The 25,420-nt window shown below is 72.1% G+C and carries 22 protein-coding genes and 1 pseudogene; 7 read left to right on the top strand and 16 right to left on the bottom strand.

Annotated features, from left to right (window positions below; translation table 11 throughout):
- Positions 1-13: 13 nt before the first annotated feature.
- Complete coding sequence (locus tag A4E84_RS37535) at positions 14-3,196, bottom strand: cytochrome P450 (protein WP_062930815.1); 3,183 nt, start codon at positions 3,194-3,196, stop codon at positions 14-16.
- Between the two features lie 152 nt (positions 3,197-3,348).
- Here A4E84_RS37535 and A4E84_RS37530 point away from each other — a divergent pair, with 152 nt between their 5' ends.
- The 5 genes from A4E84_RS37530 (at position 3,349) to A4E84_RS37510 (ending at position 8,395) form a co-directional block, all read left to right on the top strand.
- Positions 3,349-3,996 carry a PAS domain S-box protein gene (locus A4E84_RS37530; protein WP_062930814.1) on the top strand — a complete coding sequence of 216 codons (648 nt, stop codon included), beginning with the start codon at positions 3,349-3,351 and terminating at the stop codon, positions 3,994-3,996.
- A 103-nt stretch (positions 3,997-4,099) separates the two neighbouring features.
- The gene (locus A4E84_RS37525; RefSeq protein WP_062930813.1) at positions 4,100-4,594 is read left to right on the top strand and encodes an FBP domain-containing protein; all 495 of its coding nucleotides are present in this window, start codon (positions 4,100-4,102) and stop codon (positions 4,592-4,594) included.
- A 111-nt stretch (positions 4,595-4,705) separates the two neighbouring features.
- A complete protein-coding gene (locus A4E84_RS37520; protein ID WP_079129282.1) occupies positions 4,706-5,959 on the top strand; it encodes an FUSC family protein in 1,254 nt (417 codons plus the stop codon).
- A 45-nt stretch (positions 5,960-6,004) separates the two neighbouring features.
- On the top strand, positions 6,005-7,111 hold the full coding sequence (locus tag A4E84_RS37515) for a hypothetical protein (protein WP_062930811.1): 1,107 nt from the start codon (positions 6,005-6,007) through the stop codon (positions 7,109-7,111).
- 90 nt (positions 7,112-7,201) lie between these two features.
- The gene (locus tag A4E84_RS37510) at positions 7,202-8,395 is read left to right on the top strand and encodes a lactonase family protein (protein WP_107308436.1); all 1,194 of its coding nucleotides are present in this window, start codon (positions 7,202-7,204) and stop codon (positions 8,393-8,395) included.
- Here A4E84_RS37510 and A4E84_RS37505 read toward each other — a convergent pair.
- Positions 8,363-9,091 carry a DUF2470 domain-containing protein gene (locus tag A4E84_RS37505; protein ID WP_062930810.1) on the bottom strand — a complete coding sequence of 243 codons (729 nt, stop codon included), beginning with the start codon at positions 9,089-9,091 and terminating at the stop codon, positions 8,363-8,365. The genes A4E84_RS37510 and A4E84_RS37505 overlap by 33 nt on opposite strands.
- An 85-nt stretch (positions 9,092-9,176) precedes the next feature.
- A complete protein-coding gene (locus A4E84_RS37500) occupies positions 9,177-9,785 on the bottom strand; it encodes a TetR/AcrR family transcriptional regulator (RefSeq protein ID WP_062930809.1) in 609 nt (202 codons plus the stop codon).
- A gap of 109 nt (positions 9,786-9,894) precedes the next feature.
- Here A4E84_RS37500 and A4E84_RS37495 point away from each other — a divergent pair, with 109 nt between their 5' ends.
- Positions 9,895-11,391 (top strand): cytochrome P450, encoded by a 1,497-nt coding sequence (locus A4E84_RS37495; protein ID WP_062930808.1) that lies wholly within the window; start codon positions 9,895-9,897, stop codon positions 11,389-11,391.
- On the opposite strand, the gene A4E84_RS37490 is transcribed toward A4E84_RS37495, so the two are convergent.
- The 13 genes and pseudogenes from A4E84_RS37490 to A4E84_RS37435 all read right to left on the bottom strand — a co-directional run bounded on the left by A4E84_RS37490 (position 11,353) and on the right by A4E84_RS37435 (position 23,994).
- Entirely contained in the window at positions 11,353-12,183 is an 831-nt protein-coding gene (locus A4E84_RS37490) for a pentapeptide repeat-containing protein (RefSeq protein ID WP_062930807.1), read from the bottom strand. The genes A4E84_RS37495 and A4E84_RS37490 overlap by 39 nt on opposite strands.
- A 31-nt stretch (positions 12,184-12,214) precedes the next feature.
- Positions 12,215-12,922: a hypothetical protein gene (locus A4E84_RS37485; protein ID WP_062930806.1), complete on the bottom strand. Its 708-nt coding sequence runs from the start codon at positions 12,920-12,922 to the stop codon at positions 12,215-12,217.
- A 70-nt stretch (positions 12,923-12,992) separates the two neighbouring features.
- Positions 12,993-13,211 (bottom strand): annotated as a pseudogene (locus tag A4E84_RS45935) (trypco2 family protein); the annotation flags it as partial.
- 107 nt (positions 13,212-13,318) lie between these two features.
- Entirely contained in the window at positions 13,319-14,215 is an 897-nt protein-coding gene (gene sigJ, locus A4E84_RS37480) for an RNA polymerase sigma factor SigJ (RefSeq protein WP_062930805.1), read from the bottom strand.
- 22 nt (positions 14,216-14,237) lie between these two features.
- Positions 14,238-14,972, bottom strand: coding sequence for a PIG-L deacetylase family protein (locus tag A4E84_RS37475; RefSeq protein WP_062930804.1), 735 nt, complete (start codon positions 14,970-14,972; stop codon positions 14,238-14,240).
- A 50-nt stretch (positions 14,973-15,022) separates the two neighbouring features.
- Positions 15,023-16,324 (bottom strand): alpha/beta fold hydrolase, encoded by a 1,302-nt coding sequence (locus A4E84_RS37470; protein WP_062930803.1) that lies wholly within the window; start codon positions 16,322-16,324, stop codon positions 15,023-15,025.
- 108 nt (positions 16,325-16,432) lie between these two features.
- The gene (locus A4E84_RS37465) at positions 16,433-17,458 is read right to left on the bottom strand and encodes a LacI family DNA-binding transcriptional regulator (RefSeq protein WP_062930802.1); all 1,026 of its coding nucleotides are present in this window, start codon (positions 17,456-17,458) and stop codon (positions 16,433-16,435) included.
- 89 nt (positions 17,459-17,547) lie between these two features.
- A complete protein-coding gene (locus A4E84_RS37460; RefSeq protein WP_062930801.1) occupies positions 17,548-18,972 on the bottom strand; it encodes a BNR repeat-containing protein in 1,425 nt (474 codons plus the stop codon).
- Between the two features lie 16 nt (positions 18,973-18,988).
- A complete protein-coding gene (locus A4E84_RS37455; protein ID WP_062930800.1) occupies positions 18,989-19,309 on the bottom strand; it encodes an L-rhamnose mutarotase in 321 nt (106 codons plus the stop codon).
- 17 nt (positions 19,310-19,326) lie between these two features.
- A complete protein-coding gene (gene rhaS / locus A4E84_RS37450; RefSeq protein ID WP_062930799.1) occupies positions 19,327-20,409 on the bottom strand; it encodes a rhamnose ABC transporter substrate-binding protein in 1,083 nt (360 codons plus the stop codon).
- A gap of 27 nt (positions 20,410-20,436) precedes the next feature.
- Positions 20,437-21,447, bottom strand: a complete 1,011-nt coding sequence (locus A4E84_RS37445; RefSeq protein WP_062930798.1) for an ABC transporter permease — start codon at positions 21,445-21,447, stop codon at positions 20,437-20,439.
- Complete coding sequence (locus A4E84_RS37440; RefSeq protein ID WP_062930797.1) at positions 21,440-22,480, bottom strand: ABC transporter permease; 1,041 nt, start codon at positions 22,478-22,480, stop codon at positions 21,440-21,442. Before A4E84_RS37440 ends, A4E84_RS37445 begins: the two co-directional genes overlap by 8 nt.
- A complete protein-coding gene (locus A4E84_RS37435) occupies positions 22,477-23,994 on the bottom strand; it encodes a sugar ABC transporter ATP-binding protein (RefSeq protein ID WP_062930796.1) in 1,518 nt (505 codons plus the stop codon). Before A4E84_RS37435 ends, A4E84_RS37440 begins: the two co-directional genes overlap by 4 nt.
- 261 nt (positions 23,995-24,255) lie before the next feature.
- Between A4E84_RS37435 and rhaI the strand changes: the two genes are divergently transcribed.
- Positions 24,256-25,416 (top strand): L-rhamnose isomerase, encoded by a 1,161-nt coding sequence (gene rhaI, locus A4E84_RS37430; protein ID WP_062930795.1) that lies wholly within the window; start codon positions 24,256-24,258, stop codon positions 25,414-25,416.
- The last annotated feature ends 4 nt before the right edge of the window (positions 25,417-25,420 follow it).

Raw genomic sequence — 25,420 nt, 5'->3', positions numbered from 1 at the left:
ACTGCGTCCGCGGTCAGCCGGCGGCGTACACGTCCTCGGTGTAACGCCCGTCCGCGATCAGCCCGTCGAGCCACTGCTCGGCAGCCCTCTCGTCGGCGCCCGGTGTGTGCTTCCGGAACAGCGTACGGAACGCCTCCCGCACCCCGGGCGCCATCCGCGAACCGTCTCCGCAGACGTACACCCGCGCTCCGGCGTCCAGCAGGGCCCAGACCTCCTCGGCCTCGGCGGCGATCCGGTGCTGCACGAACCGCACCTCGCCCTCGGGGGTCTCGCTGAAGGCGGGGCGCAGCAAGACGGCTCCGGCGGTTTCGGCGGCGCGCAGTTCCGCGGCGTGCAGGAAGTCGGCGTCGGGGGCGTCGCAGCCGAAGTAGCACACGGCCGGGGCGAGTTCGGCGCCCGCCGCGACGGCCGCCGTGCGGTCGGCGATGACGCCGCGGAACGGGGCGAGGCCGGTGCCCGCCGCGACCATGACGACCGGTGCCGGGTCGTCGGTGACGTCGATGCGGAAGGCCTCCCGGCACGGCTGCACGCGCGCGTACAGCGTGTCACCGGGTTCCACGGAGGCCAGGTGTCCGGAGCCGGTGCCGCGGTAGAGGCCCCTGCCGGAGCGGGCGGGTGCCTCCAGCAGCGAGACCATCAGGTCCACGTGGCCGGGGTCGACGGCCGGAGAGGAGGAGATGGAGTAGTGGCGCGGGCGCATCGGGGTGAGGAGGTCGAGAAGCTGCGGCCAGTCCAGGGCGCCGCGCAGCGCCGGGTGGTCCTCCAGGATCTCCACGAGGGTGCGCGGGTCGTCGGTGAGGGCGGCCAGGGCCGCGCGCTCCGGCGGGCACGGGTTGGCGGCGGCGAGCGCTGCCAGCTGCCCGGCGCTGGGCCGCTCCTGCAGCTCCACGTGGTGGGTGAGGAGCTGCCGTACCGTCACGGGCCGGTCCACGACGATGCCGTCGCGGCGCGGGCGGGTGGCGCGGATGTCGAGGACGGTGTCGAGGTCGGCGCCGAGCGCGGTGGCGGCGCGGGTGACGAGGTCGGGGTCGCCCGCGGGCAGCACGGTGAGGTGGTCGGCCGTGCGGTAGGTGACGCCGTCGGGCAGCGCCACACGGACGAACCGCTTGCGGCGCGGGTAGCCGGGCGCGGTGAGGTCGCGGGCCTCGGTGACGCGCATGGGGACGAGACCGTGCCGTTCGGCGAGGGCGTCCAGCGGGCCGCCGGTCAGGGTGCGGACCTCGTAGGCGGTCGTGGGCTCGGCGTCCGGCGTTGTGGCGTCCGGGTCGCCGTAGCGCTCCAGCAGGGCGGTGCGCAGGGCGGCCGTGAAGGTGCGGACGGTGCCGGTGAGGTCGCCGGAGGCGTCGGCGGCGGCGCGTTCCAGCAGCCGCCCGGCGCCGGATGCGGCGAGCCGCTCGTCGATGCGGGTGGGGACGTGCTGGTAGGTGGCGGCCCAGTTGCGGTCGCCGACGCCGAGAACGGCGTACGTCACGCCGGACAGGTCGTGGCTCTCGTCCAGCCGGGCGGCGAAGGCGGTGGCGTCGTCGGTGGGGCGGCCGTTGTAGGAGGCGGCGGTGATGACGACGGGCCGGTCGGTGGGCAGGTTGCCCGCGTAGGCGTCGAGGGCTGCCACCTCGGTGGCGCACCCGACGGCGGCGGCCTCGTCGGCGAGTTGTGCCGCGAAGTCGCGGCAGGTGCCGTAGTTGCTGCCGTGCAGGAAGAGGGCGGCGGTGCCGGGGCGGACGCGGGTGGGCAGGCCCTGCGGCTCGGCCGAGCCGGTGTCCTGGGCGGGGGCGGCTCCGGGCAGCGGCGTGTGGACGCGGTCGGCGCAGGTGCGCGGCGCGAGTGCGAGGGTGAAGCCCTCGGGCTTGAGGGTGAGGGTCTCCTTGACCGTGAGCCGGTAGTCGGCGTGGTCGCGCAGCCGGTAGCGGTGGACGAGCATGGCCAGCAGCATGGTCGCCTCGTGCAGCGCGAACTGCCGTCCGATGCAGGCGCGCTCGCCGGTGCCGAACGGCTTGAAGGCGTGCACCGGCCGCTCGGCCTCCGCCTCGGGCGTGAAGCGGGAGGGGTCGAACAGCTCGGGGTTGTCGCCCCACACGGGCTGCCGGTGCAGCATCGGCGCGAGGACCAGGGCGGACTGCCCGGCCCGCAGCGGGATGCGCCCGCCGAGCAGGGTGTCCTCGCGGGCCTGCCGGGAGAAGACGGCGGCCGTGGGCCACAGCCGCAGGGCCTCGTTGAGCACCTGGCGGGTGTAGGTGAGCCTGCCGACCTCGTCGTACGTGGGCTCGGGGTCGGCCTGGTCTCCCCACAGCTCGTCGGCCTCGCGCTGCACCAGCTCCAGGGCGGTGGGGTGCTTGGCGAGGTAGTACAGCGCGAAGGACATAGCGCCGGAGGTGGTCTCGTGGCCGGCGATCAGGAAGGTGATGACCTGGTTGCGGATGTTGGCCGTGTCGAGTGTGGTGCCGTCGGCCGGGTGCTCGGCGGTGAGCATCAGGCCGAGGAGGTCGTCGGCGTCGCTCTGGTCGGTGCCGGTGCGCGCGGCGATGACGTCGTCGACGACCCGGGCGAGGTAGGCGGAGTCGTCGCGGAAGGCCGCGTCCTGCACCGAGTAGTCCTGGCCGGGGACGCGTGCCAGGCGGGTCATGCTCCACTCCAGGCAGCGGACCATCGACTCGACGAAGGGATGCGGCTCGGCCCGCTCGAAGGAGCCGAAGTCGTAGCCGAACCCGGCGAGTCCGATGGTGTCGAGCGTCATGCGGGTCATGTCGTCGGGCACGTTCACCGGCCGTCCGGCGCGGGCGTCGCGGTCCCAGGACGCGATGAGCCGGCGGGCCACCTTCAGCATCACGGGGTGGTAGGTGCGCATCGAGCCCAGTGCGAAGGCGGGCATCAGGATGTCGTGCGCCTTGGCCCAGTTGGGCTCGTCGTTGTAGGCGGTGAACAGGCCGTCGGCGGCGAACTCGCGGACGTTCTCCAGACCGGGCCCGATGTGCTTGGCGAACCGCTGCTCGTCCGCGAGGTCGGTCACGAGATCCAGGTCGCCCACGAACAGGGTGTCCCGCCCGTACAGCCTCCGCACGAACACGGGCCCGTGCTCGCGCATCAGGTCCATGGCCTGCTGGACGGGCGCACCGCCGGGTCCGGTGGCGGAGATGTCGGCGACGGGGACGCCGGGGAGGGTGTCGGCGGTCGGGGGATTCTGTCCGGTGGGGGGCATGACGCGGCAACGGCCTTTCGCGGTACGGAAGTACTGCGCTCCAGCGTGATCCACCGGGCCCGGGGGTCGGCGCCGTGGCACTGCATGATTGTGTAGTGCGAGCAGACGTGCCGCTCTTGCGCGGGGGCGGCCCGGCGTGGCAGGAGAGGCTCGTGGATCTGGCCCGGCAGGAGGCCGTGACGTGGCGCAACCGCGCCCTGCTGCTGTTCGACCGGATCGCGATGCCGGTCGCGGTGTGCGACGTGTACGGGGCGGTGCTGCTGGCCAATCCGGCGATGGCCGCGGAGTGCGGTACGACGCCGGGGCGGCTGCGCGGCCGTGACGTGCTGGAGCTGTTCAGCCCGCGGGAGGCCACACAGGTGGAGCGCATCGCGGAGGCCCTGCGCCTGCGCCACCGCTCGCGCTACCAGGTGTCGGTGCGCTGGCGGGCCCCGGACGGCGTGGAGCGCTACGGCGAACTGACGGCGGATCCGGTCAGCGACACGGTGGAGGACACCCCCGCGCTGCTGGTGATGCTCCGGGTGGACGCCGAACGCGCCCCCTCCCCCGCCGCACCCGCCGAAGGGATGCCGGTCACCCCGATGGAGGCCCGCATCCTGGCGCTTCTGGCCGCCGGCGCCACCACGGCCCGGGCAGCCCGGGAGACGGCCCTCACCACGGACGGGGTGACCTACCATCTGCGCCGCCTGTCGTCCCGCTGGGGCGCCTCCAACCGCACGGAACTGGTGGCCCGGGCGTACGCCCTGGGGGTGCTGACGCCCGGCGTGTGGCCGCCGGGCGTCCCGGACGACGAGGCCTGACGGAAATCCGGTCGCCCTCGGCGGCCGACGCTGTCTACCCTGACCTGGCCCACGAAACCTAGGACCCCTAGGTTTTGCGACGACCACTCCCGAGGAGCCTCCCGTGCAGCCGCTCACCGAGCAGGACATCCGCGCCTCCTTCATCAACTGCTCGAAGGGCGAGGCCAAGCGCCTGGCCGTGCCCCGGGACCTCGACGCACGGCCCTGGGACGATCTCGACTTCCTCGGGTGGCGTGATCCGGGGGCGCCCGACCGGAGCTATCTGGTGACCGAGCGCGCGGGGCGGCTCGTCGGCGTCGCGATGCGGTTCCAGGCCGCGCAGCGCGGGTTCCTGCACCGCAGCATGTGTTCGCTGTGCCTGACGACCCACCCGCGGGGCGGGGTCTCGCTGATGACCGCCCGCAAGGCGGGGGCGGCCGGGCGTGAGGGCAACTCCGTCGGGGCGTACATGTGCACCGACCTCGGCTGTTCCCTGTACGTACGCGGGAAGAAGGCGCTGGAGACCGGAACCCGGTTCGAGGAGAGCCTCACCGTGGAGGAGCAGATCGAGCGGACCACGGGCCATCTGGCCGCCTTCCTCGACAAGGTGTACGCCTGAGCCCCTCGGTCGCCCGAGGTTTGCCCCGGCACTAACGTCCTTCGTGAGCGTCCTTCACGGACGTGTTCGACAGATGCGTTCGATGCGCCGGGGAAGGGGAACAGCCCGAGGATGCGAGAGGTACGTGAGTGGACGGCGCAGGCCGGGCGGATCGTCAGGAAGCGTCGTGATCCCGTGGTCGTCCAGACACTGCGGTCCGCGACCGCGGCGACGATCGCCTACGTCATCGCGCTGCGCCTGAGCCCCGAGGCGGCGCCCCTCACCGCTCCCCTGACGGCCCTGCTGGTCGTCCAGGTGACGCTGTACGCCACGCTCACCAACGGCTTCCGGCGGGTGAACGCCGTGGTGACCGGGGTTCTCCTCGCCATCGCGTTCAGCCTGCTGGTGGGCCTGACCTGGTGGAGCCTGGCGCTGCTCCTGGTGGCCTCGCTGGCCGTGGGGCGGCTGGTCCGGGTGGAGGAGTACGTACCCGAGGTCGCGATCAGCGCGATGCTCGTCCTCGGCGTCACCACCGTCGGGGACACCGCCTGGGCCCGGGTGGTGGAGACGCTGATCGGCGCGGTCGTCGGTCTCGCCTGCAACCTGCTGCTGGCGCCGCCGGTATGGGTGGAGGAGGCGGGCGAGTCGATCGGGGACCTGGCCCGGCGGCTGCGGCAGCTGATGCTGCGCATGGGCGAGGAGGCCGCCGGCGGCACGCCCGTGCACCGCGCGGAGAAGCAGCTGCACGAGGCGCGCCGCCTGGACCACGACATCGTCGAGGTGGACGCGGCCCTCCGGCAGGCCGAGGACAGTCTGCGGCTCAACCCGCGCGTGCAGGACAGCGTGCTGCACCGGGTCGTGCTGCGCACCGGCCTGGACACGCTGGAGATCTGCACGGTCGTCCTGCGGGTCCTCGCCCGCTCCCTCACCGACCTTGCGAAGGAGCGCGAACCCGAGCCACTGTTCGAGGCCGAGACGGGCGCCGCCCTGGAGCAGCTGCTGTCCGAGATCGCCGACGCCGTGGTGAGCTTCGCGGTGCTGGTGACCACCCACCTCAGCACGAGCGCCGAATCGGCGGAGGAGCGTCTCGCCGCGGAACTGCGCACCGCGGCGGGCACCCGCGACAAGCTGGCCCTGCTGCTGCGCGAGGAGGCGGAACGGGTGCCCGGGCACTGGCAGCTTCCCGGAGCCGTCCTGGCGGAGGTCAACCGCATCCTCGACGAACTCGACACCGAGCACCGCACCCGGCGTCTGTTCGAGGAACTGGACCGTGTGTCGCGCGAGCAGCGCGCCCGGATGCCCCGTCTGACACGGCTGCGGGAGCGGCTGGGCGTCACGGAACAGATGTGGCGGAACCGCGCGGGGTTCGGCGCGCGTTCTCGCTGAGGGGAACGCCGGCAGGGGCCGGCACCTGATGTGAGGAGCGGGCCGATGGCCGACACGAGCGTGCGGATCGACGGGAACACACTGCGGCTGCCGGGCGGGGTCGCCGTGCGGTTCATCCGCACGCTGCGCCTGCCGGAGACCGGCACCCATCCGCTGCCGCCGGGACTCGGCGAGTTCCCGGTGCGGCGGGTCGCGGACTACGAGGGCAGGGTTCCCGAGGCGTGGCGAGCGCGCGGCGGTGTGATGCTCCCGGTGTACCTGCGCGAGGCGATGTGGCTGAGCTTCGCGGGCACCTCGGAGCCGGCCGCGCTCCAGGTCGGGGTCGGCAAGGTGTGCGCGGTCTCGGGCCGGCCCTGGAGCGACCGTCTGGCCCGCGGCCCGCAGAACTACGTGGTGCTCCCCCGTCAGCCCTGGCTGGACGGCATCAACTCCGGCACGGGCACGGTCCGGCAGTTCGTGGCCGTCCCGCTCGGCCTGGGCGCCACCGTGGAGGGGCAGGTCACGGGCGAGGAGGTGTGGGGCGGGGTCCAGTTGCAGTCCTTCGCGCTGAACGACCGGGAGCTGGCGCGGTGGCGTGAGGAGGAGCGGGAGCGTGCGGAGCGGCAGCGGTCGATGCCGCCGCCGAGCGGGTACGGCGCCGCGATGCCCATGGCGGCCCCGCCCGTCTCGGCCGGCTTCGGCGCCCCGATGCCCATGGCGGCCCCGCCCGCGCCCGGGTCGGTTCCGGCGCCGGCCGGGGGAGCCGCTCCGGCGGGCCCGCCCCGTGCGGCCGCGGCGATGGGTCTGGGCGTCGGCGGTTCCATGCGGCAGGAGGTCTACCAGGACGACCGGCCGCTCCCGGACTGGTCGGAGCGGCCCGCGGGCCGGGTCTTCGTCCACCTGGTGACACCCCCGGAGTGGCGCCGCATCACCGGCGAGGCCGCACCGCCGTCACCGGTCGACCGGGCCGCGTACACCCGGGCGGGCCTGCCCTGGTTCGACTACTACGACGAGGACGCGCAGGACGTGCCTCCCACCGGCACGCTCCAGTCCGTGAAGCCGGTCGGCGACTGGCTGGGCGACGACCACGAGCCCTGGCAGCCGCCCACGCCGGGGCAGACCCATCAGATCGAGGACGCCCCGGGCAAACCGGTCGCGGACGGGGACTGGTAGGCGGCCGGGGCCTGCCGTTGTTGCACTCGGCGGCGCCGAAACGTCAAGGTGGCTGTCACGACGGGGACGAGTGACGACCTGAGGGGCGACATGGACAGTGGTGGCTGGAGCAGGCGCCGGTTCGTCGGCGCACTGGCGGGCGGGGCCGCCGCGGCGGCGCTGCCGGCCTGTGACAACGCTCCCGAGCCGGCGACGACTCCGGCCCCCGAGCCCGAGGCGGGCACCAGCGCGTCGCGGGAGGCCCGCCGCCCCTCCGGACCCCGCCCGCTGTACCTCGGCACCTACACGTCCGCCGAGGGCGGCGGCAAGGGCATCGGCCTGGCCACGTACGACGCGGCGACGGGCCGGATCACCGGCAGCGGCACCGTCACCGGCGTCGGCGACCCGTCGTATCTCGCGCTCCACCCGGACCGCCGCACGCTGTACGCCGTGGACGAGCGCGACGACGGTGCCGTGACCGCCGTCCGGCTCGCCGACCGGAAGGTCCTGGGCAGCCGGGGGACGGGCGGGGCGGCCCCTTGCCATCTGTCGGTGCATCCGGGCGGGCGCTGGCTGCTCAGCGCGAACTACGGGTCGGGCAGTGTGGCCGTGCATCCCATCGACGCCTCGGGCGCCCTGGGCGAGCGCACCGACCTCGTCCGGCACACCGGTCCGCCGCCCGGCCCCGGCCAGGAGGGCCCGCACGCCCACCAGTTCGTCACGAGTCCGGACGGGGGCCATGTCCTCGCCGTCGATCTGGGGACCGACACCGTCTACACGTACCGGCTGGACGACAGGGCCGGCACGCTCGCCGAAGTCGCGCAGGCGCACACCCGGCCGGGGGCGGGTCCGCGCCACCTCACGTTCCACCCCGGCGGCCGGTACGCGTACCTCGCCAACGAGGTCGACAACACGGTGGCGGTCTGCTCGTACGACGCGGCCTCCGGCCGGGTGGAGGTCGGCGAGGCTCAGGCCACGGGCACGGGTCCGGGCACGAACTACCCGGCGCAGATCCTGGTGACCGCGAACGGCCGGTACGCCTTTCTCGCCAACCGGGGCCACAACAGCCTCACCCGCTACGCCGTCGAGGCGGACGGCGCCCGGCTCAGGCTGCTCGGCACGGTGCCGGTGGGCGGGGACTTTCCGCGGCAGATCGCCTTCTCGCCGGAGGGCACGCTGCTGTTCGCGGCGGATCAGAAGTCCTCCACCGTCACCGTCTTCCACGTGGACGGGGCGAACGGCGAACTGCGGCGCGCCGGCGAAGCGTTCCCCTCACCCGTCGCCGTCTGTGCGCTGCCGCTGTAGGGCCCGTGGGCACGACGCCCCGGTGGCCTGGCTGAGCATGATGTGCATGCGCTCGGTGAGCTGTGCGACGTCGTCGGCGGGCGCGTGGAACGCGAGGCGTACGTCGCCGTGTGCGCGGGCGCGTTCGATGCGGAGTGTCAGCCCGTGCCGGTCGACGGCGAGGGGCTGGACGCGGACCGCGCCGTGCAGGCTGTCGGAGTCGACGAGCCGGGTGAGCCGCTCGACGGCGTCGGCGTGGCAGTCGGCGAGATGGGTCAGCAGCCGGGCCTCGGCCGTGGTGAGCGGGTCGGGCACGGCGGCGGCGAACTCGTCGAGGTCCACGACCACGGAGCCGGACGGCTGCCGCAGCACGACACGCGTGGGCGTGAAGGCGAGCCGCTCGCCCTCGACGGCGAACCAGCCCGCGAGCCACAGCCGGGCGCGGATCCGGTTGCGGACCGGGACGGGCGCGACGTCGGCGAACTCCAGCACGGCGGACGGTTCGCCGCGGGGTGCGCAGATCGCGGCCGCGAGCAGGGCGCTGTCCTCGGGCACGTCCACGTACACGCGGCCGTCCTCACCCGCGGTGTGCGCGCCGACCAGATCCTCCCGCGTGCCCTCCGCGGTCACGGAGCAGGACCACGCGGCGGCGAGCACCGAGCGCGCCCGCTCCGCGGCGGCGGGAGCCGCTGTCCAGCTGTGGCTGTCGTCACCCATCCCAGACCTCCTTAGGTAAGCCTCACCTAACCTACCGAAGATCGGGGTGCACGCCAACCACGTCGCACGGTCTTTGCGAGACCTTTCAGACGGTGAGGACGCCCAGCAGGGCCCGCGCGCACAGCTCACGCACCTGCTCCCGGCTCAACTCCGTGCCGCGCAGCCACTCCAGACAGACGGCCGTGGTGAACGCCAGCCAGCCGCGCACGGCCAGCCGGATCTCCGGCCGCTCCTCGAAGGCCGTGCCGAACTCGGGGTCCGCGGCCAGCGCGGCGAGGATCTGCCGCTCCTGCGCGGCCAGGGCCCGCCGGTAGACCCGCCGCACCGCCTGGTCCCCGGCCGCGTCGGCGCGGTGGAAGGCCCGATAGCCGTGCGCGTGCGCCTGGACGTACTCCAGGAACGTCTCAAGACCTGCCGCGAGTTGCTCACGCACCGGCACGCCCGGCACCGCCGCCGTCATGCGCAGCATGCGCTCGCTCTCGCGTTCCACGACCGCCGCGAAGAAGTCCCGCTTGGTCGGGAAGTAGTGGTACAGCAGCCCGCGCGACACCCCGGCGATCTCGGCGACCTGCTCGATCCACACGTCGTCGTAGGGACTGTCCGAGAACAGCCGCGCCCCGACCGACAGGAGCTGCTCCCGGCGCTCCTCGGTACTGAGCCGGCGGCGTGTGCGCCCGCCCTGGTTCGCGGCCATGCCCGCACTTTACTTGACGTCGGTTCAACAACGGGATCAGACTGAAGCACGCTATTGAACCCACGTACAACACGTGCGAACCCGCCGCCGTATCAAGGGAGATCGCGTCATGGCCCAGGCGCCTGTACGGACCGGGGAGCCCAAGGGGTTCCGCAGCGCCGAGCTGGGATGGCCGGAGCTGGACCGCATTCCGCATCCGCCGCGCAGGGTCCCGCTCCTCGGTGACGTGGTCGGCGTGAACCGGAACACCCCTGTGCAGGAGTCGATGCGCTACGCCCGCCGGCTGGGACCGGTCTTCCGGCGGAAGGCGTTCGGCAAGGAGTTCGTGTTCGTGTGGGGTGCCCGGCAGGCGGCCGACCTCGCGGACGAGTCGCGGTTCGCCAAACACGTGGGGCTCGGTGTGGCCAACCTCCGGCCGGTCGCCGGGGACGGCCTGTTCACCGCGCACAACCACGAGCCCAACTGGCAGCTGGCCCACGATGTGCTCGCGCCGGGGTTCAGCCGCGAGGCCATGGCCGGCTACCACCCGATGATGCTGTCGGTCGCGCAGCGGCTGACGGAGCACTGGGACCGGGCGGCGGCCGCGGGCCGGGCGGTGGACGTACCCGGCGACATGACCAAGCTGACGCTGGAGACGATCGCGCGCACCGGCTTCGGGCACGACTTCGGTTCGTTCGAGCGCTCCCGGCCGCATCCCTTCGTGACGGCGATGGTGGGCACGCTGACCTACGCGCAGCGGCTCAACACCGTGCCCTTCCCGCTGGCCCCGCTGCTGCTGCGGAGCGCGAGCCGGCGCAACGAGGCCGACATCGCCCACCTCAACCACACGGTCGACGCATTGGTCCGGGCCCGGCGCGCCACCGGCGGGGGCGACGGCGATCTGCTCGACCGCATGCTGGAGACGGCCCATCCCGACACCGGGGAGCGGCTGTCGCCGCAGAACGTCCGCCGCCAGGTCATCACGTTCCTCGTCGCCGGACACGAGACGACCTCCGGCGCGCTCTCCTTCGCCCTGTACTACCTCGCCCGCCACCCCGAGATCGCGGCCCGGGCCCGCGCCGAGGTGGACCGGGTGTGGGCAGACGCGGCGGATCCCGCCTACGAGCAGGTGGCCCGGCTGCGCTACGTCCGCCGGGTGCTGGACGAGTCGCTGCGGCTGTGGCCCACCGCGCCCGCGTTCTCCCGGCAGGCCCGGCAGGACACGGTGCTGGCCGGGGAGCATCCCATGCGGCGCGGGGCGTGGGCGCTGGTGCTGACGCCGATGCTGCACCGGGACCCCGACGCGTGGGGCCCGGACGCCGAGCGGTTCGACCCCGACCGCTTCGACGCACAGGCCGTACGGTCCCGGCCGGCGCACAGCTTCAAACCGTTCGGGACGGGCGCCCGGGCATGCATCGGGCGCCAGTTCGCGCTGCACGAAGCCACCTTGGTGCTCGGGCTGCTGCTACGGCGCTACGAGCTGCGGGCCGACCCGGCCTACCGGCTGCGCGTGACGGAACGGCTGACACTGATGCCGGAGGGCCTGCGGCTGCGCCCGGAGCGCCGCGCGTCGGTGCGGCAGCCGGATTCAGACCTGCGCCGTCCAGTGCCCGGGGCGGGTGACTGACCCGGGCAGCCGGGTCCCGGCACTCCCCCGCGCCGCGTTCAGCTGGGGCTGGGTGAGGAAGAACGCGCCGGTCAGATCGGCGTCCGTGAGGTCCGCGTCGCGCAGGTCGGCACCGATCAGGTCGGCGCCCCGCAGGTCCGCGCCGGTGAGGTCGGCAGCGATGAGGTAGGCGCCGCGGAGACTGGCACCGCGCAGGTCTGCGCCGCTGAGCCGGGCGCCCATGAGGTCCGCGCCCCGTCGGTCCTTCTTGCGGCCCTTGGTGCCGGCCCTGGCCAGCTCGCTCGTCCTGAGCAGCAGGACGTTGACCTCCTGGCGGTGCGCCGCCACGTCCAGCCCGGCGAGCTCCTCGGGCGTTCCGGCGGTGAGCTCCCGGGTCTTCCGCAGGGCCTTGCCCAGCTCGGCGCGGACGGGCCGGGCCGCCGGCAGGGCGAGCGCCTCGGTCAGGTACCACAGCAGCTCGTGCAGCTGCCTGACCACCGGGAACACCTCGAACATGCGGCGGGCGTCCTCCCGCGGCCCGGTACGCCAGTCCCGCCCGCCGAAGGTGACCTGCGAGACCTGCTGCCCGGCGCCGAAGCAGTCGTAGACCGTGCAGCCGGTGAATCCCTTCTGCCGGAGCCGGGCGTGGATGCCGCAGCGGTGGTCCTCCTGGAGGTTGCGGCAGGGCGTGCCGGCGGCCTTGTCGACCGCGAAGTCGGCCGAGGCGGCGAAGGGCAGGGCGACGCAGCACAGCCCGAAGCACCGCTCGCAGTCGCCGCGCAGGTCCGGCGGGTCGGACACGTGTTCTCGCATGGGGACCAGGCTACCGATCGGGGCGGCCTCCTCAGGACGGCCAGGCTTCCGGCCGCTCGGCATACGGACCCTGCCGCACCCGGTAGGAGATCCGGCCGCCGTGCAGGAACACCCCCTCGGGCCGGCCGTACGCGATGAGGTGCGACAGGCCGCCCTGCATCTGCCAGGCGGGGACCGCGGCGAGCACCAGCAGCACGTAACCCGGGAGTTCGGGGACCCACGCGACGGCGAGCACCAAGCCGCACAGAGCCGCGGTCCTGCGTCCCAGCCGGACTCCCGAGAAGTTCCGCCAGTGCCGGCCCAGCGCGGGGTGCTGGTAGGTGAAGCCGAACAGCAGCAGAGCGCACCGGGTGAAGAGGATGCCCGAGACGGTGAAGCTCAACGGCTCCCAACCGCCCGTGACCAGGTCACCCAGCATGACCACGCCCCCTGCGAGTCCGAAGAGCCAGCACCGCGTCACGTAGTGCGGCCAGTCCGCGACGCCACGGCGCAGCAGGGCGAGCGAGGCGGGCCCGTCATGCGCACGGCGCAGCACCCGCCATGCGACGAACCATGCGACGCACATCGCCGCCAGCGCGCCGGCGCTCCACGCCGGGGGCGCGAACACGGCCGCCACGGCGGCGGCACAGGCCGGCGCGAACGCGTACCACGTCGTACGCCGGCCGAGCAGGTCCGGCAACGTGTCCCGTACGCCCCAGGCCATCGGCACCAGCCTGAGCACGGCCCAGAGCACGGGCACCAGCAGAACCGTGGCCGCGGCCGCGCTCTGTGAGCCACGGCGGCTCGCCGAGGCACGTCGGCGTGTGGGTGGCGCGGCGGCCCGTCGTCCCGTCGGCTCCCGCCTCGACCACGCCGAAGCGGACCTTTCCCGACAGTCCGCCGCCCCGCGTGACTTCCACGCCGAGCTCCAACTCGACGTCGCCCAAGGCGAAGAGGAGGCCTTTGCCGCCGGTGTCCCGCATCAGCTCGGTGAGTTGTCCGCGGAGGGTCTCCAGGACCTCCGTCAGCGGCAGGCCGCCGTCCCCCATGGTGCCCCCAGCCGCGGTCGCGTGCGCACCCAGTATCGTACTCACTACCGGGAGTTACGGACCACTCGCGCTTCCGGGGCCACGCGCGGCCCTGGGCGACGCCCCTCTCAGCCGGCGAACCCGGGGGCCTCCAGGCGCTCCAGCCGCTCGGGGTCGGCCAGGATGTACAGGCCGGTGATGCGGCCGTCGGCGATGGTGACGCCCATGACCGACTGCACCCGGCCCTCGGGCGCGTGGATGACCCCGACCGAGCCGTTGACCAGCACCAGTTGAGCGGCCTGTGCGTAGCGGGCGAACATGAGCGCCTGCTCCGCCACCGTCTTCGCGCCCTGGACGACCTTGGACGCGGCCGCGCCCCGCACGAACGCCCCCGAGTCGGCCCGCAGCACCACGTCCGGGTGCAGCAGTTCCAGCAACGCCTCGAAATCACCGCCGCGCGAGGCGGCCAGGAACGCGTCGAGCACCCGCTTCTGCCGGCCGAGGTCCGGATCGGCCGATGGGGTGGCGCCCCGCACCCGGCGCCGCGCACGGCTCGCCAGCTGCCGGGTCGCGGCCGGGCTGCGCTCCACGATCGGGGCGATGGCGTCGAACGGCACGGCGAACATGTCGTGCAGCACGAAGGCGAGCCGCTCGTCGGGCGCCAGGTTCTCCAGCACCACGAGCAGGGCCAGACCCACGGAGTCGGCCTGGAGCACCTCCTCCGCCGGATCGACGACCTGCGCCAGGGGTCTGAGTACCGGGTCCGGGACGAAGGCGTCGCCCATCGGTTCCTCGCGGCGTGCGGCGCGCGAGCGCAGCAGGTCCAGGCAGATGCGGCCGGTCACGGTCGTCAGCCAGCCGCCCAGGTTCCCGATGTCGTCCGCTTCGGAGCGGCTCAGCCGCAGCCAGGCCTCCTGGACGGCGTCCTCCGCCTCGGCCAGTGACCCCAGCATGCGGTACGCGACCGCCTTCAGATGGCCGCGGTGCTCCTCGAACCGCCCTGCCAGTTCCTCGCTGCCTGTCATGGTCTCCCCCGTCGTGCGCCGGTCATCTGCCGAACAGTTCGAACGTCACCGCGGGCCTGCCCCCGAACCGCTCCCCCATGGCTTCGGCGTGCCCGGTCAGGAATCGGCGGACGTAGGTCTCCGGGTCCTCATCGGTCAACACCTCGATGTAACTGCGGTGTTCCAGCAGGGAGGCCACCGCGCGCTCCATGCCGGCCGTCGCGTCGACGGCGTGGGTGGGGGTGCTGGAGCCCGCGACCGCGACCCAGCGCACGCCGTCCCAGGGGTCGAGGCCCTGCTCCACGAGCTCGGGGAAGATCCACCGGTTTCCGGCGTCGCCGGCCGCGTCGAGCGTGGCACGGCCGACGGCCACGTGGTCCGGGGTGTTCCAGGCGACGCCGCCCCACGTGTCGCGGTGGTTGAGCGTGATGACCAGCTCGGGCTTGTGCCGGCGGATGGCGGCGGCGATGTCGCGGCGCAGGGCGGTGCCGTACTCGATGACGCCGTCCTCGTGGTCGAGGAACTCCACCTCCGACACGCCGACCACCGCCGCGCTCGCCCGCTGCTCCCGCTCGCGCAGCGGCCCGCACCGCGCGGGCTCGATGGTATCGATGCCCGCCTCGCCCCGGGTCGCGAGGACGTAGGCGACCTCGCGCCCCTCGTCGGTCCAGGCCGCGATCGCCGCCGAGCAGCCGTACTCGAGGTCGTCCGGGTGCGCCACGACCGCGAGGGCACGCCGCCACTCGCCGGGCATGGGCTGCAGTTGAGTGGTCGTCATGTCCGCAGACTAGTCGGCGCCGCCGGCCTCACGGGGCGTACGGCACGGCATCACGCCTCGTCCCGCACGAGGGCCAGCAGCCGGTCGAGGACGCGGGGGCCGCCCGTGCGGATCCCGTCGTGCTCGAACTCGTCCGTGATCCACGTGCGCAGCCCGCGGATCGTGCGGGCGGTGCGCAGGGAGTGGGCCGTGTCGACGTACATGTCGTCGTGGTAGACGGCCGCCACGACCGGTACCTCGTTGGCGGCGAGGCGGGCCGGGTCGTACAGGGGCTTCCAGTCGGTGCGGGCGGCGAGCAGGCCGGCGGTCTCACGCAGCGGGCGCAGGGCCGGGTCGCAGTCGAACATCCAGGGGTGAATCGATTCTCCCGTGAACAGGAGGGGCTCGTCGCCCGCGAGCGCCTTGGCGGCGTCGAACTGCGGGAACTCGGCCCGGACCCGCTCGGCCGACCAGTCGGTGGGCCGGGCGTCCTGGCCGTAGATCGACTCGTGGATCAGGGCGTACAGCGGGTGGCGGGCGTAGGAGAGCATGGCCTGCGCCTGCTCCAGGAACGCGTCGGAGAGCGTGAAGCCCTGCGGGGTCCGGACGAACGCGTTCTCCAGGAGGTAGTGCAGGCGGTGGGTGCCGTCGCCGGTGCCGAGGACGATGCCGAGGGACTGGAAGGCCTCGACGGTGAGCCGGTAGCCGTTGGCCAGGACCACGTCGTGGTGCAGCAGGTGGTCGGCGATGCGGCGGGCGCGTTCGGCGTCCTGCGGGTAGCGGGCGTAGTGGGCGGTGACCTTGCGTTCGATGCGCGGGAAGGCGGCGCGGTAGACGTCGTCGGCGTGGGCGTCCAGGGAGGGCAGCCCGCCGGTGATCACGGCCGTCGCCAGGCCCTCGGGGGCCAGGGAGAGGTAGCTGGTCACGCAGAAGCCGCCGAAGCTCTGACCGAGGACGGTCCAGGGGGTGCCGCCGGTGACCTCGGCGCGGATGGCCTCGCAGTCGCGGACGATCGCGTCGGCGCGGAAATGCGTGAGGTAGCCGGCCTGTTCGGCCGGGCCGCCGCGCAGCGGGAGCGTCTGGCGGTTGGCGGGTGTGCTGTGCCCGGTGCCGCGCTGGTCGAGCAGCAGGACGCGGTACTCCTTCAGGGCCCGGCCGAGCCAGCCCGGACGGCCGACGGAGCGGTCAGCGCCGAAGCCGGGGCCGCCCTGGAGATAGAGCAGCCACGGGAGGTCCTGGTGCGTCTTGTCGCTCGCGACGACCTCGCGGGCGTACAGCTCGATCGTCTCGCCGCCGGGGCGGTCGTGGTCGAGGGGGACGGTGAAGCGGCGGTCGGTGAGGAGGACTCCGGGCTGGCGGTAGCTGTGGGTCAACAGGGCTCCCGGGACGGACGGATTTTCGGGCCGCGTCCCAGTTCATCACAGCGAACGTCCGCTCGTGAGCCCTTCGATCATGAAACCCTGCTGAACGGCGGTTCAGAGTCAGCGGGCGGACAGGCTGGAGCGGCGGACCACCAGCTCGGGCTGGAGGACGACCCTGCGGTGCTCGTGTGCCCGCCCCGCGCCCTCCTCCTCCGTCTCCTCCAGGAGCAGGTCGGCGGCCATGGCACCCATGGTGACGGCGGGCTGCCGCACCGAGGTGAGCGGGACGGCAGCGGCGGCGGCGAACTCGATGTCGTCGTAGCCGACGATGGCGAGGTCGTCGGGGACTCCCACACCGGCCGCGTACATGGCCTGCAGGACGCCGAGGGCGAGCAGGTCGTTGGCGCAGAACACGGCGGTTGGCCGGTCGGCGAGGCCGAGCAGGCGGGCTCCGGCGTCGCGGCCGGCGGCGACGTCCAGCCGTTCGGTGGGCAGCTCGCGCAGCGCGTCGGGCCCGAGCCCGGCCTCGGCGAGCGCTTCGAGGGCGCCGGTGCGCCGGTCGCGGACCTGGTTCAGGCCGGGCGGGCCGCTGACGTAGGCGAGGGAGCGGTGCCCGGCGTCGACGAGGTGGCGTACGGCCAGGGCGCCGCCCGCCACGTCGTCGACGGAGACGGAGCACTCGGTGGTGCCCTCGGCGACCCGGTCGACCAGGACGAACGGGATGCCGTGCCGGCGGAACGCCTCGATGTTGCGGCCGGTCGCGTCGGCGGGCGTGAGCAGCACACCGCGCACCCGCTGCTCGGCGAAGAGCGACAGGTACTCGGCCTCCTCGCCCGGGTCCTGGGCGCTGTTGCAGACCATCACGCCGAGTCCGGCCCGGCGGGCGGCACGCTCGGCGCCGCGCGCCACGTCCACGAAGAAGGGGTTGCCCATGTCGAGGACGAGCAGCCCCATGATGCGGCTGCGGCCGGCGCGCAGCTGGCGGGCCGACTCGCTGCGGACGTAGCCGAGCCGGTCTATCGCGGACAGCACCCGGGCCCGGGTCTCGGTCGCGACCGTGTCCGGGCGGTTGATCACGTTCGAGACCGTGCCGACGGAGACTCCGGCGACGCGGGCGACGTCCTTGATACCCACCGACTGGGCCATCGGGCAGGGACCTCCAGAGGGAGACGACGGGGGGCGGCGGCCGGGGCGGCTTCACACTACCGGCACGCCGCCCCGGGAACCGGTCGCGGTCAGGCGGGCAGGCGGAAGTCGACGACGCGCAGCGCCGAGGGCGTCGTACCGCTGGACTTCTCCTGGTACATGAAGGACAGCACCCCGTCCTGCGCGACCCGTGTCTCGTCGGTGACGACCTCGCCGAAGGCGTTGAGGCCGCTGCCGTCGAAAAGGATCTTCCAGTCGGTGTACCCGGAGGCGGCGGAAGCCGCGGCGATCCGCCCGAACGGGAAGATGGCGTAGGCGTTGTCGTACTTGTCCAGGATCAGCTTGGTGCGCTGGCTGGAGTTGAGCGGGACCGGTATCTCGGTCTTCTGCCACGTGCCGGAGGCGTTCCTGCGGACGTGGAAGGCACGGCCGTTGGCGGTCCGGTTCGCGACGTAGTTCGTGGTGCACTGGCCGAAACGGCCCGGGACGTAGGAGATGATCGCGTGCGGCCGGCCCGCGGAGTCGGTGAACTGGCTCTCCTGGTTCATCAGGGAGTGGTCCGGGTTGAGCGGGTCCACGACCAGGCCGGCGTCGGTCACGGACACCTTGTCGGAGCCGCCGGTGACACCGACGACGGCGCCGGCGTTGTTGCGCCAGGTGCGGCCCCGGTCGTCGGAGTAGACGTAGCCGGTGTCGTGGTTGGTGATGCCGCCCCTGTTGCACATCACGGCGCCGTTCTGCTCGCGCCAGGTGAAGAAGGAGTGCAGCCGGCCGTTCCGGTCGTAGTCGATGCCGTGCAGGTACATGTTGCGGGCCGTCGAGGAGCCGTGCTCGCTGGTGTACGTGCCGGTGGAGGCGGACCATTCGCCGAGGTTGGTCCACCTGGTGCCGTCGTACTCGGCGAGGGCGTTGCGGCCGTTGCCCGAGACGGCGACGCGGTAGCTCAGCTGAAGCCTGCCGTCCGGCGTGGAGACGAACTGCGGGTAGGTGAACTGCGAGGTCAGCGCCAGCCCGTCCAGCGTCGACTGGGGCGCGCCGAAGCGGCTCGCGGTCCAGCTCAGCCCCGCGGGGTTGTCCATGAGCCCGGCGACGGACTTGACGTAGGTGAAGCCGTCGCTGTGGGAGTCCATGTTGAGGTGCAGCCGGCCGTCGACCTTGGAGACGCCCATGGAGATGACGTTGTGGGAGTCGTTGTAGCGAAGGGTGTGCCCGACCTTCACGGTGGACCAGGTGCTCGCGCCGAGGGCGCGGCGGCCGACGACGGCGTTGCGGTCGGCGGTGTACCAGACGGCGTACTGGTAACCCTTGTAGGTCAGCAGGCCGTTCTTCTGGAAAGCGTTGTTGTTGACCAGTCCGTCGTAGGACACGAAGAAGATGGCCTGGTTGTCGAGGGTGGTGGTGCCGGTCCGGGTGACCGAGGGGCCGGGGTCGGCGGCCCGTGCCGTACCGGAGGCGAGGACGGGGGTCACCACTGCTCCCGCGAGAGCGGCGGCCAGCAAGGTACGTCTGTGCATCTCGTGGACTCCATCGTCATGCGAGGTGGAACACTTCGGTGAGCGGTTTCATGGCCTCGTCGGGCCGGGCGCCGTCCAGCGACTCGAAGAACGGCGCCATCTCCGCCTGCCAGCGGGCGTTGACGTCGGTGGCTTCCATGCCGGCCTGGGCGGCCGCGAAGTCCTCGGTCTCGAGGTAGCCGACGAGCAGTCCGTCCTCGCGCAGGAAGAGCGAGTAGTTGTGCCAGCCGGTCTCCGAGAGCGCCTGGAGCATCTCGGGCCATACCGCGGCGTGCCGCTCGCGGTACTCGTCGAGGCGCTCCGCCCGGACCTTCAGCAGGAAACACACGCGCTGCATCAACTACCTCCCAGGGTCTAGAAGTTGAACTGGTCGATGTTCTTCGCGTCGAACACGGTCGGCTTGCCGAGGCTGATCACGCCGTCCTTGCCGATGGTGTACTCGCCCATGGAGCCGGCCTTGAAGGTCTCGCCCTCCTTGCCGGTGATCTGCCCGGAGGACAGGGCGACGGCGGTGCGGGCGGCCAGTTCGCCGAGCTTGGCCGGGTCCCACAGCTCGAACGCCTCGACGGTGCCGTTCTTGACGTACTTGCGCATGTCGTTCGGGGTGCCGAGGCCGGTCAGCTTAACCTTGCCCTTGTACTTGGAGCCCGACAGGTACTGGGCCGCGGCCTTGATGCCGACCGTGGTCGGGGAGATGATCCCCTTCAGGTTCGGGTACTCCTGGAGCAGGCCCTGGGTCTGCTGGAAGGACTGCTGGGCGTCGTCGTTGCCGTATGCGGTCTTCACCAGCTTCATGTTCTTGTACTCGGGCTTCTTCAGCTCGTCCTTCATGAAGTCGATCCAGGTGTTCTGGTTCGTCGCGGTCTGCGCGGCGGACAGGATCGCGATCTCGCCCTTGTAGCCGATCTGCTTGGCGAGCAGCTGCACCTCGGTGCGGCCCAGGTCCTCGGCGGAGGCCTGGGAGACGAAGGCGTTGCGGCAGTCGGGCGTGGTGTCGGAGTCGTAGGTGACGACCTTGATGTCGTTCTTCATGGCCTGCTTGAGGGCGGTGCACAGCGCGCCGGGGTCCTGCGCGGAGACGGCCATGGCGTCGACCTGCTGCTGGGTGAGGGTGTTGACGTAGGAGACCTGCCCGGCGGTGTCGGTCGCGCTGGACGGGCCGACCTCCTTGTAGCTGGAGCCGAGCTCCTTGAGCGCCTTCTCGCCGCCCTTGTCGGCGCTGGTGAAGTACGGGTTGTTGACCTGCTTGGGCAGGAACCCGACGGTGAGCCCCTTCTTCAGCTCGGCGTTGGGGTCGGCCTTGCCGGCGGTGGCGGCGGAGGCGCCCTCGTTCGCGACGTCCTTCTTGGTGGTCCCGCCGCAGGCGGTGAGCGCGAGCGCGAGGGAGGTGGCGGTGGCCAGGGCCGCGCAGCTGCGGCGCAGGGTTGACTTACGCATGGCGTTGGTCCTTTACGAGGAGGCTGGTTACGAGGTGGGAGTCGAGGCGGCTCTGCGGCCCGCCCTCGCTGTGGAGATCTGCCGCAGGACCCGGGGGCCGAGCACGGACAGGACGAGCAGGACGCCGGTGACGACGATCTGGGACTGGGCGGAGACGTCCTGGAGGCTCATCACGTTCTGCAGTGCGCCGAGGAGGAACACTCCGGCGATCGCACCGCCCAACGTGCCCTTGCCGCCGTCGAAGTCGATGCCGCCGAGCAGCACGGCGGCCACGACGGACAGTTCGAGACCGGTGGCGTTGTCGTAGCGGGCGCTGGCGTAGTGCAGCGCCCAGAAGATGCCGGTCAGGGAGGCCATCAGACCGGTCAGGGTGAACAGGATCAGCTTCTGGCGCTTGACCCGGATGCCGGCGAAGCGGGCGGCCTCCTCGCTGGCGCCGATCGCGAACAGCGACCGGCCGAACGGTGTGGCGTGCAGCGCGACCACGGCGATGGCGAGCAGGACGAGGAACGGCAGCAGGGCGTACGGGATGAACGTGTCGCCGATGCGCCCGGCCGCGAAGTCCAGGTACTGCGTCGGGAAGTCGGTCACCGCGTCGGAGCCGAGCACGATCTGGGCGATGCCCCGGTAGGCGGCGAGGGTGCCGATGGTGACGGCGAGGGACGGCAGCCCCAGCCTGGTCACCAGCAGCCCGTTGACCAGTCCGCACACGACGCCGAGCAGCAAGCAGATCGGGATGATCGTCTCGATGGTCATGCCCTGGTTCCACAGGGCGCCCATCACCGCACCGGACAGACCGGCCGTGGAGGCGACCGACAGGTCGATCTCACCGGAGACGACCAGCAGGGTCATCGGCAGGGCGATCAGCGCGATCGGCAGCGTGTTGCCGATCAGGAACGACAGGTTGAGCGCGTTGCCGAATCCGTCGACGAAGCCGAAGGAGAACAGCAGGACCACGACGAGCAGGGCGCCGACGGCGGAATCCCACCTCTTGAGGCCGGACCAGCCGGCCGCTCGGCTCCGGGAGATGTCAGCCATGGCGGGCGTTCCTCTTCTTCAGGGCGGAGGCCACGCGCAGCGCGACGACCCGGTCGACCGCGATCGCGAGGATGAGCAGGATGCCGTTGATCGCGAGCACCCAGACGGAGCTGACGCCGAGGGCGGGCAGCACACTGTTGATGGAGGTCAGCAGCAGCGCGCCGAGAGCCGCGCCGTAGACGCTGCCGGAGCCGCCGGTGAAGACGACACCGCCGACCACGACCGCGCTGACGACGGTCAGTTCGTAGCCGTTGCCGGTGCCGGAGTCGACGTTGCCGAAGCGCGCGAGGTACATCGCGCCGGCGAGTCCGGCGAGGGCGCCGCAGAAGGTGTACGCGGCGAGGATCCGCTTGCGGACGGGGATGCCGGCGAGGCGGGCGGCCTCGGGGTTGGAGCCGAGCGCGTACAGCTCGCGGCCGCTGGCGAAGTGCTTGAGGTAGTAGGCGGTGGCGATCAGCACCGCCAGCGCGATCAGCGCCAGGTACGGCACCGCGGAGATGCCGCCGGAGCCGAAGTCGACGAATCCGCCGGGCAGATCGGCCGCGGTGATCTGGCGGGAGCCGACCCAGATGGAGTCGATGCCGCGGATGATGTAGAGCGTGCCGAGGGTGACGACGAGCGCGGGCACCTGGCCGAGGCTGACGAGCAGCCCGTTGAGCAGTCCGAAGCCGATGCCGAGCAGCACGGCCATCGCGATCGCCACGACCGGGTTGCCGCCGCCCTGGAGATAGACGCCGGCGGCGAACGCGCTGATGCCGAGCGTGGATCCGACGGACAGGTCGACGTTGCGGGTGATGACGACGAGGGACTGGCCGGTGGCGACCAGGACCAGGATGGTCGCGTTCAGCAGCAGGTCCTTGATGCCCTGCTCGGACAGGAACTCGCTGTTGCCGGCCTGGGTGACGGCGATCATCACCAGGAAGACGAGCAGGATGGCGAGTTCGCGCATCTTGAAGACACGGTCGACCAGCCGGGTGCCGCTCGACTTGGGCACGTCGGCGACGGGGGCCTCTTGCGGGGTGACGACCGTCATGCGGCGGCCCTCCCGGTGGCTGCGGCCATCACGGTTTCCTCGGTGGCGTCGGTGCGGGGGATCTCGGCGGTGAGGCGGCCCTCGTGCATCACCAGCACGCGGTCGGCCATGCCGAGGATCTCGGGCAGGTCGGAGGAGATCATCAGGACGGCCACGCCGTCGGCGGCCAGCTGGGACAGCAGCCGGTGCACCTCGGCCTTGGTGCCGACGTCGATGCCGCGGGTGGGCTCGTCGACGATCAGCACCTTCGGGCCGGTGGCCAGCCACTTGGCGAGCACGACCTTCTGCTGGTTGCCGCCGGAGAGCGTGTTGACCGTGTCGGCGATCCGGGCGTACTTCACCTGGAGCCTGACGGCCCAGTCGAGGGAGCGGCTGCGCTCGGCGCCGCGGTCCATGAGCCCGGCCTTCACGGTCGTGCGCAGCCCGGTGAGGCCGATGTTCCGCTCGATGGACATGTCCATCACCAGGCCCTGGGCGCGCCGGTCTTCCGGGACCAGGGCGAGTCCGGCGGACATCGCGGTGGAGGGGGCGCCGTTGACCAGAGCCTTGCCGTCGACGGAGACCTCGCCGGCGTCCCAGCGGTCGATGCCGAACACGGCCCGGGCGACCTCCGTGCGCCCGGCGCCGACGAGTCCGGCCAGACCGACGATCTCGCCGTGCCGGACCTCGAAGGAGACGTCGGTGAAGACGCCCTCGCGGGTCAGCCGGCGCACGCTCAGGGCGACCTCGCCCGGCTCGACGTCCTGCTTGGGGTAGAGCTCGTCGAGGTCGCGGCCGACCATGCGGCGCACGAGGTCGTCCTCGGTCATGCCCTCCAGCGGCTCACTGGCGATCCATGCGCCGTCGCGCAGGGTGGTGACCCGCCGGCAGATCTCGAAGATCTCCTCCAGCCGGTGGGAGATGAACAGCACGGCGGCGCCCTGGTCGCGCAGGGTGCGCACGACGCCGAAGAGGCGGGCGACCTCGCTGCCGGTGAGGGCGGCCGTGGGCTCGTCCATGATCAGGACGCGGGCGTCGAAGGAGAGCGCCTTGGCGATCTCGACGATCTGCTGGTCGGCGATGGACAGACCGCGGGCGGGCCGGTCGGGGTCGAGTTCGACACCGAGGCGCTCCATCAGGGCGGCCGTCGCGTTGTGGGTGGCCTTGTGGTCGATCCGGCCGAGGGCGCGGCGCGGCTGGCGGCCCATGTAGATGTTCTCGGCGATCGACAGGTCGGGGAAGAGCGTGGGCTCCTGGTAGATCACGGCGATGCCGGCGTCGCGGGCGTCGCCGGGGCCGTGGAAGGCGACGGGCGCACCGTCGAGCAGCACCTGGCCGGCGTCCGGGCGGTGTACTCCGGCGAGGGTCTTGATGAGGGTGGACTTGCCGGCACCGTTCTCACCGGCGAGTGCGTGCACCTCCCCGGGGAACAGCTCCAGGGAGACGTCCCGCAGTGCGCGGACCGCGCCGAAGGACTTGGAGACGTCCTTCAGTGCGAGAACCGGGGCCGGACCCGTGGTGGACGGGTGGGTCATGAGGGCTCCTCGACGACGCCGGCGGGTCGGCCCTCTCGACGTCGTGAAAGGTTTCAACTGGGTTGCCGGGACGTTAGGCGGGCCGCGCATGTCACGTCAATGGGTTCCGGTCGAAAAAGTTTCGAGGACAGAAGGTCACGCACGGGTCACGGGAAACCGTCTTGGCCGGAGGGGTTGACACCCCTACAGGGGGCCCATAGCTTCGCGTCCTGAATCGTTTCATTCAGTGGTCGTCACGACCCGATGTCACAGGAGCCTGACGTGACCGAGCTCGCCGCGGCGAAGGCCGCTCTCAAGACACAGGCCGTCGAGACGCCGTCGTGGGCCTACGGGAACTCGGGCACACGGTTCAAGGTGTTCGCGCAGCAGGGTGTGCCGCGCACCCCGTTCGAGAAGCTGGACGACGCGGCGAAGGTGCACGAGTTCACCGGGGTCGCCCCGACCGTGGCCCTGCACATCCCGTGGGACAAGGTCGACGACTACGCGGCGCTGGCCAAGCACGCCGAGCAGCGCGGGGTGAAGCTCGGGGCGATCAACTCCAACACGTTCCAGGACGACGACTACAAGCTCGGGAGCATCTGTCATCCGGAGGCTTCCGTGCGGCGCAAGGCCGTGGACCATCTGCTGGAGTGCGTCGACATCATGGATGCGACGGGCTCGGCGGACCTCAAGCTGTGGTTCGCCGACGGGACGAACTATCCCGGGCAGGACGACATCCGGGGGCGGCAGGACCGGCTGGCCGAGGGGTTGGCCGAGGTCTACGAGCGGCTCGGCGACGGGCAGCGCATGCTGCTGGAGTACAAGTTCTTCGAGCCGGCGTTCTACACGACGGATGTGCCGGACTGGGGTACCGCCTATGCCCACTGTCTGAAGCTCGGGCCGAAGGCGCAGGTCGTCGTCGACACGGGGCATCACGCGCCGGGGACCAACATCGAGTTCATCGTGGCGACGCTGCTGCGTGAGGGGAAGCTCGGTGGGTTCGACTTCAACTCCCGCTTCTACGCGGACGACGACCTCATGGTCGGGGCGGCGGATCCGTTCCAGCTGTTCCGGATCATGTACGAGGTCGTGCGGGGCGGTGGGTTCTCGCCCGAGGTGGCGTTCATGCTCGACCAGTGCCACAACATCGAGGCGAAGATCCCGGCGATCATCCGGTCGGTGATGAACGTGCAGGAGGCCACGGCGAAGGCGCTGCTGGTCGATGGTGACGCGTTGGGGACGGCGCAGCGGGCGGGGGATGTGCTGGAGGCGAATGCCGTGGTGATGGATGCGTACAACACGGATGTGCGGCCGTTGCTGCGGGAGGTGCGGGAGGAGATGGGGCTGGACGCCGACCCCATCGCCGCGTACCGGCGGTCCGGGTGGGCCGAGCAGATCGTGGCCGAGCGGGTTGGCGGGCAGCAGGCCGGCTGGGGGGCGTGAGCGT

Origin of the sequence: Streptomyces qaidamensis, from assembly GCF_001611795.1 — a bacterium.
GTDB classification, from domain to species: domain Bacteria; phylum Actinomycetota; class Actinomycetes; order Streptomycetales; family Streptomycetaceae; genus Streptomyces; species Streptomyces qaidamensis.
This window is presented reverse-complemented; position numbering and strand designations above follow the sequence as displayed.

Bases quoted from the DNA above. Each gene is read 5' to 3' on its own strand.
- A4E84_RS37535 (WP_062930815.1), bottom strand. From the start codon at position 3,196: ATGCCCCCCACCGGACAGAATCCCCCGACCGCCGACACCCTCCCCGGC.
- A4E84_RS37520 (WP_079129282.1), top strand. From the start codon at position 4,706: ATGCGAGAGGTACGTGAGTGGACGGCGCAGGCCGGGCGGATCGTCAGG.
- A4E84_RS37515 (WP_062930811.1), top strand. From the start codon at position 6,005: ATGGCCGACACGAGCGTGCGGATCGACGGGAACACACTGCGGCTGCCG.
- A4E84_RS37510 (WP_107308436.1), top strand. From the start codon at position 7,202: ATGGACAGTGGTGGCTGGAGCAGGCGCCGGTTCGTCGGCGCACTGGCG.
- A4E84_RS37505 (WP_062930810.1), bottom strand. From the start codon at position 9,091: ATGGGTGACGACAGCCACAGCTGGACAGCGGCTCCCGCCGCCGCGGAG.
- A4E84_RS37500 (WP_062930809.1), bottom strand. From the start codon at position 9,785: ATGGCCGCGAACCAGGGCGGGCGCACACGCCGCCGGCTCAGTACCGAG.
- A4E84_RS37495 (WP_062930808.1), top strand. From the start codon at position 9,895: ATGGCCCAGGCGCCTGTACGGACCGGGGAGCCCAAGGGGTTCCGCAGC.
- A4E84_RS37490 (WP_062930807.1), bottom strand. From the start codon at position 12,183: ATGCGAGAACACGTGTCCGACCCGCCGGACCTGCGCGGCGACTGCGAG.
- sigJ (WP_062930805.1), bottom strand. From the start codon at position 14,215: ATGACAGGCAGCGAGGAACTGGCAGGGCGGTTCGAGGAGCACCGCGGC.
- A4E84_RS37475 (WP_062930804.1), bottom strand. From the start codon at position 14,972: ATGACGACCACTCAACTGCAGCCCATGCCCGGCGAGTGGCGGCGTGCC.
- A4E84_RS37465 (WP_062930802.1), bottom strand. From the start codon at position 17,458: ATGGCCCAGTCGGTGGGTATCAAGGACGTCGCCCGCGTCGCCGGAGTC.
- A4E84_RS37460 (WP_062930801.1), bottom strand. From the start codon at position 18,972: ATGCACAGACGTACCTTGCTGGCCGCCGCTCTCGCGGGAGCAGTGGTG.
- A4E84_RS37455 (WP_062930800.1), bottom strand. From the start codon at position 19,309: ATGCAGCGCGTGTGTTTCCTGCTGAAGGTCCGGGCGGAGCGCCTCGAC.
- rhaS (WP_062930799.1), bottom strand. From the start codon at position 20,409: ATGCGTAAGTCAACCCTGCGCCGCAGCTGCGCGGCCCTGGCCACCGCC.
- A4E84_RS37445 (WP_062930798.1), bottom strand. From the start codon at position 21,447: ATGGCTGACATCTCCCGGAGCCGAGCGGCCGGCTGGTCCGGCCTCAAG.
- A4E84_RS37440 (WP_062930797.1), bottom strand. From the start codon at position 22,480: ATGACGGTCGTCACCCCGCAAGAGGCCCCCGTCGCCGACGTGCCCAAG.
- A4E84_RS37435 (WP_062930796.1), bottom strand. From the start codon at position 23,994: ATGACCCACCCGTCCACCACGGGTCCGGCCCCGGTTCTCGCACTGAAG.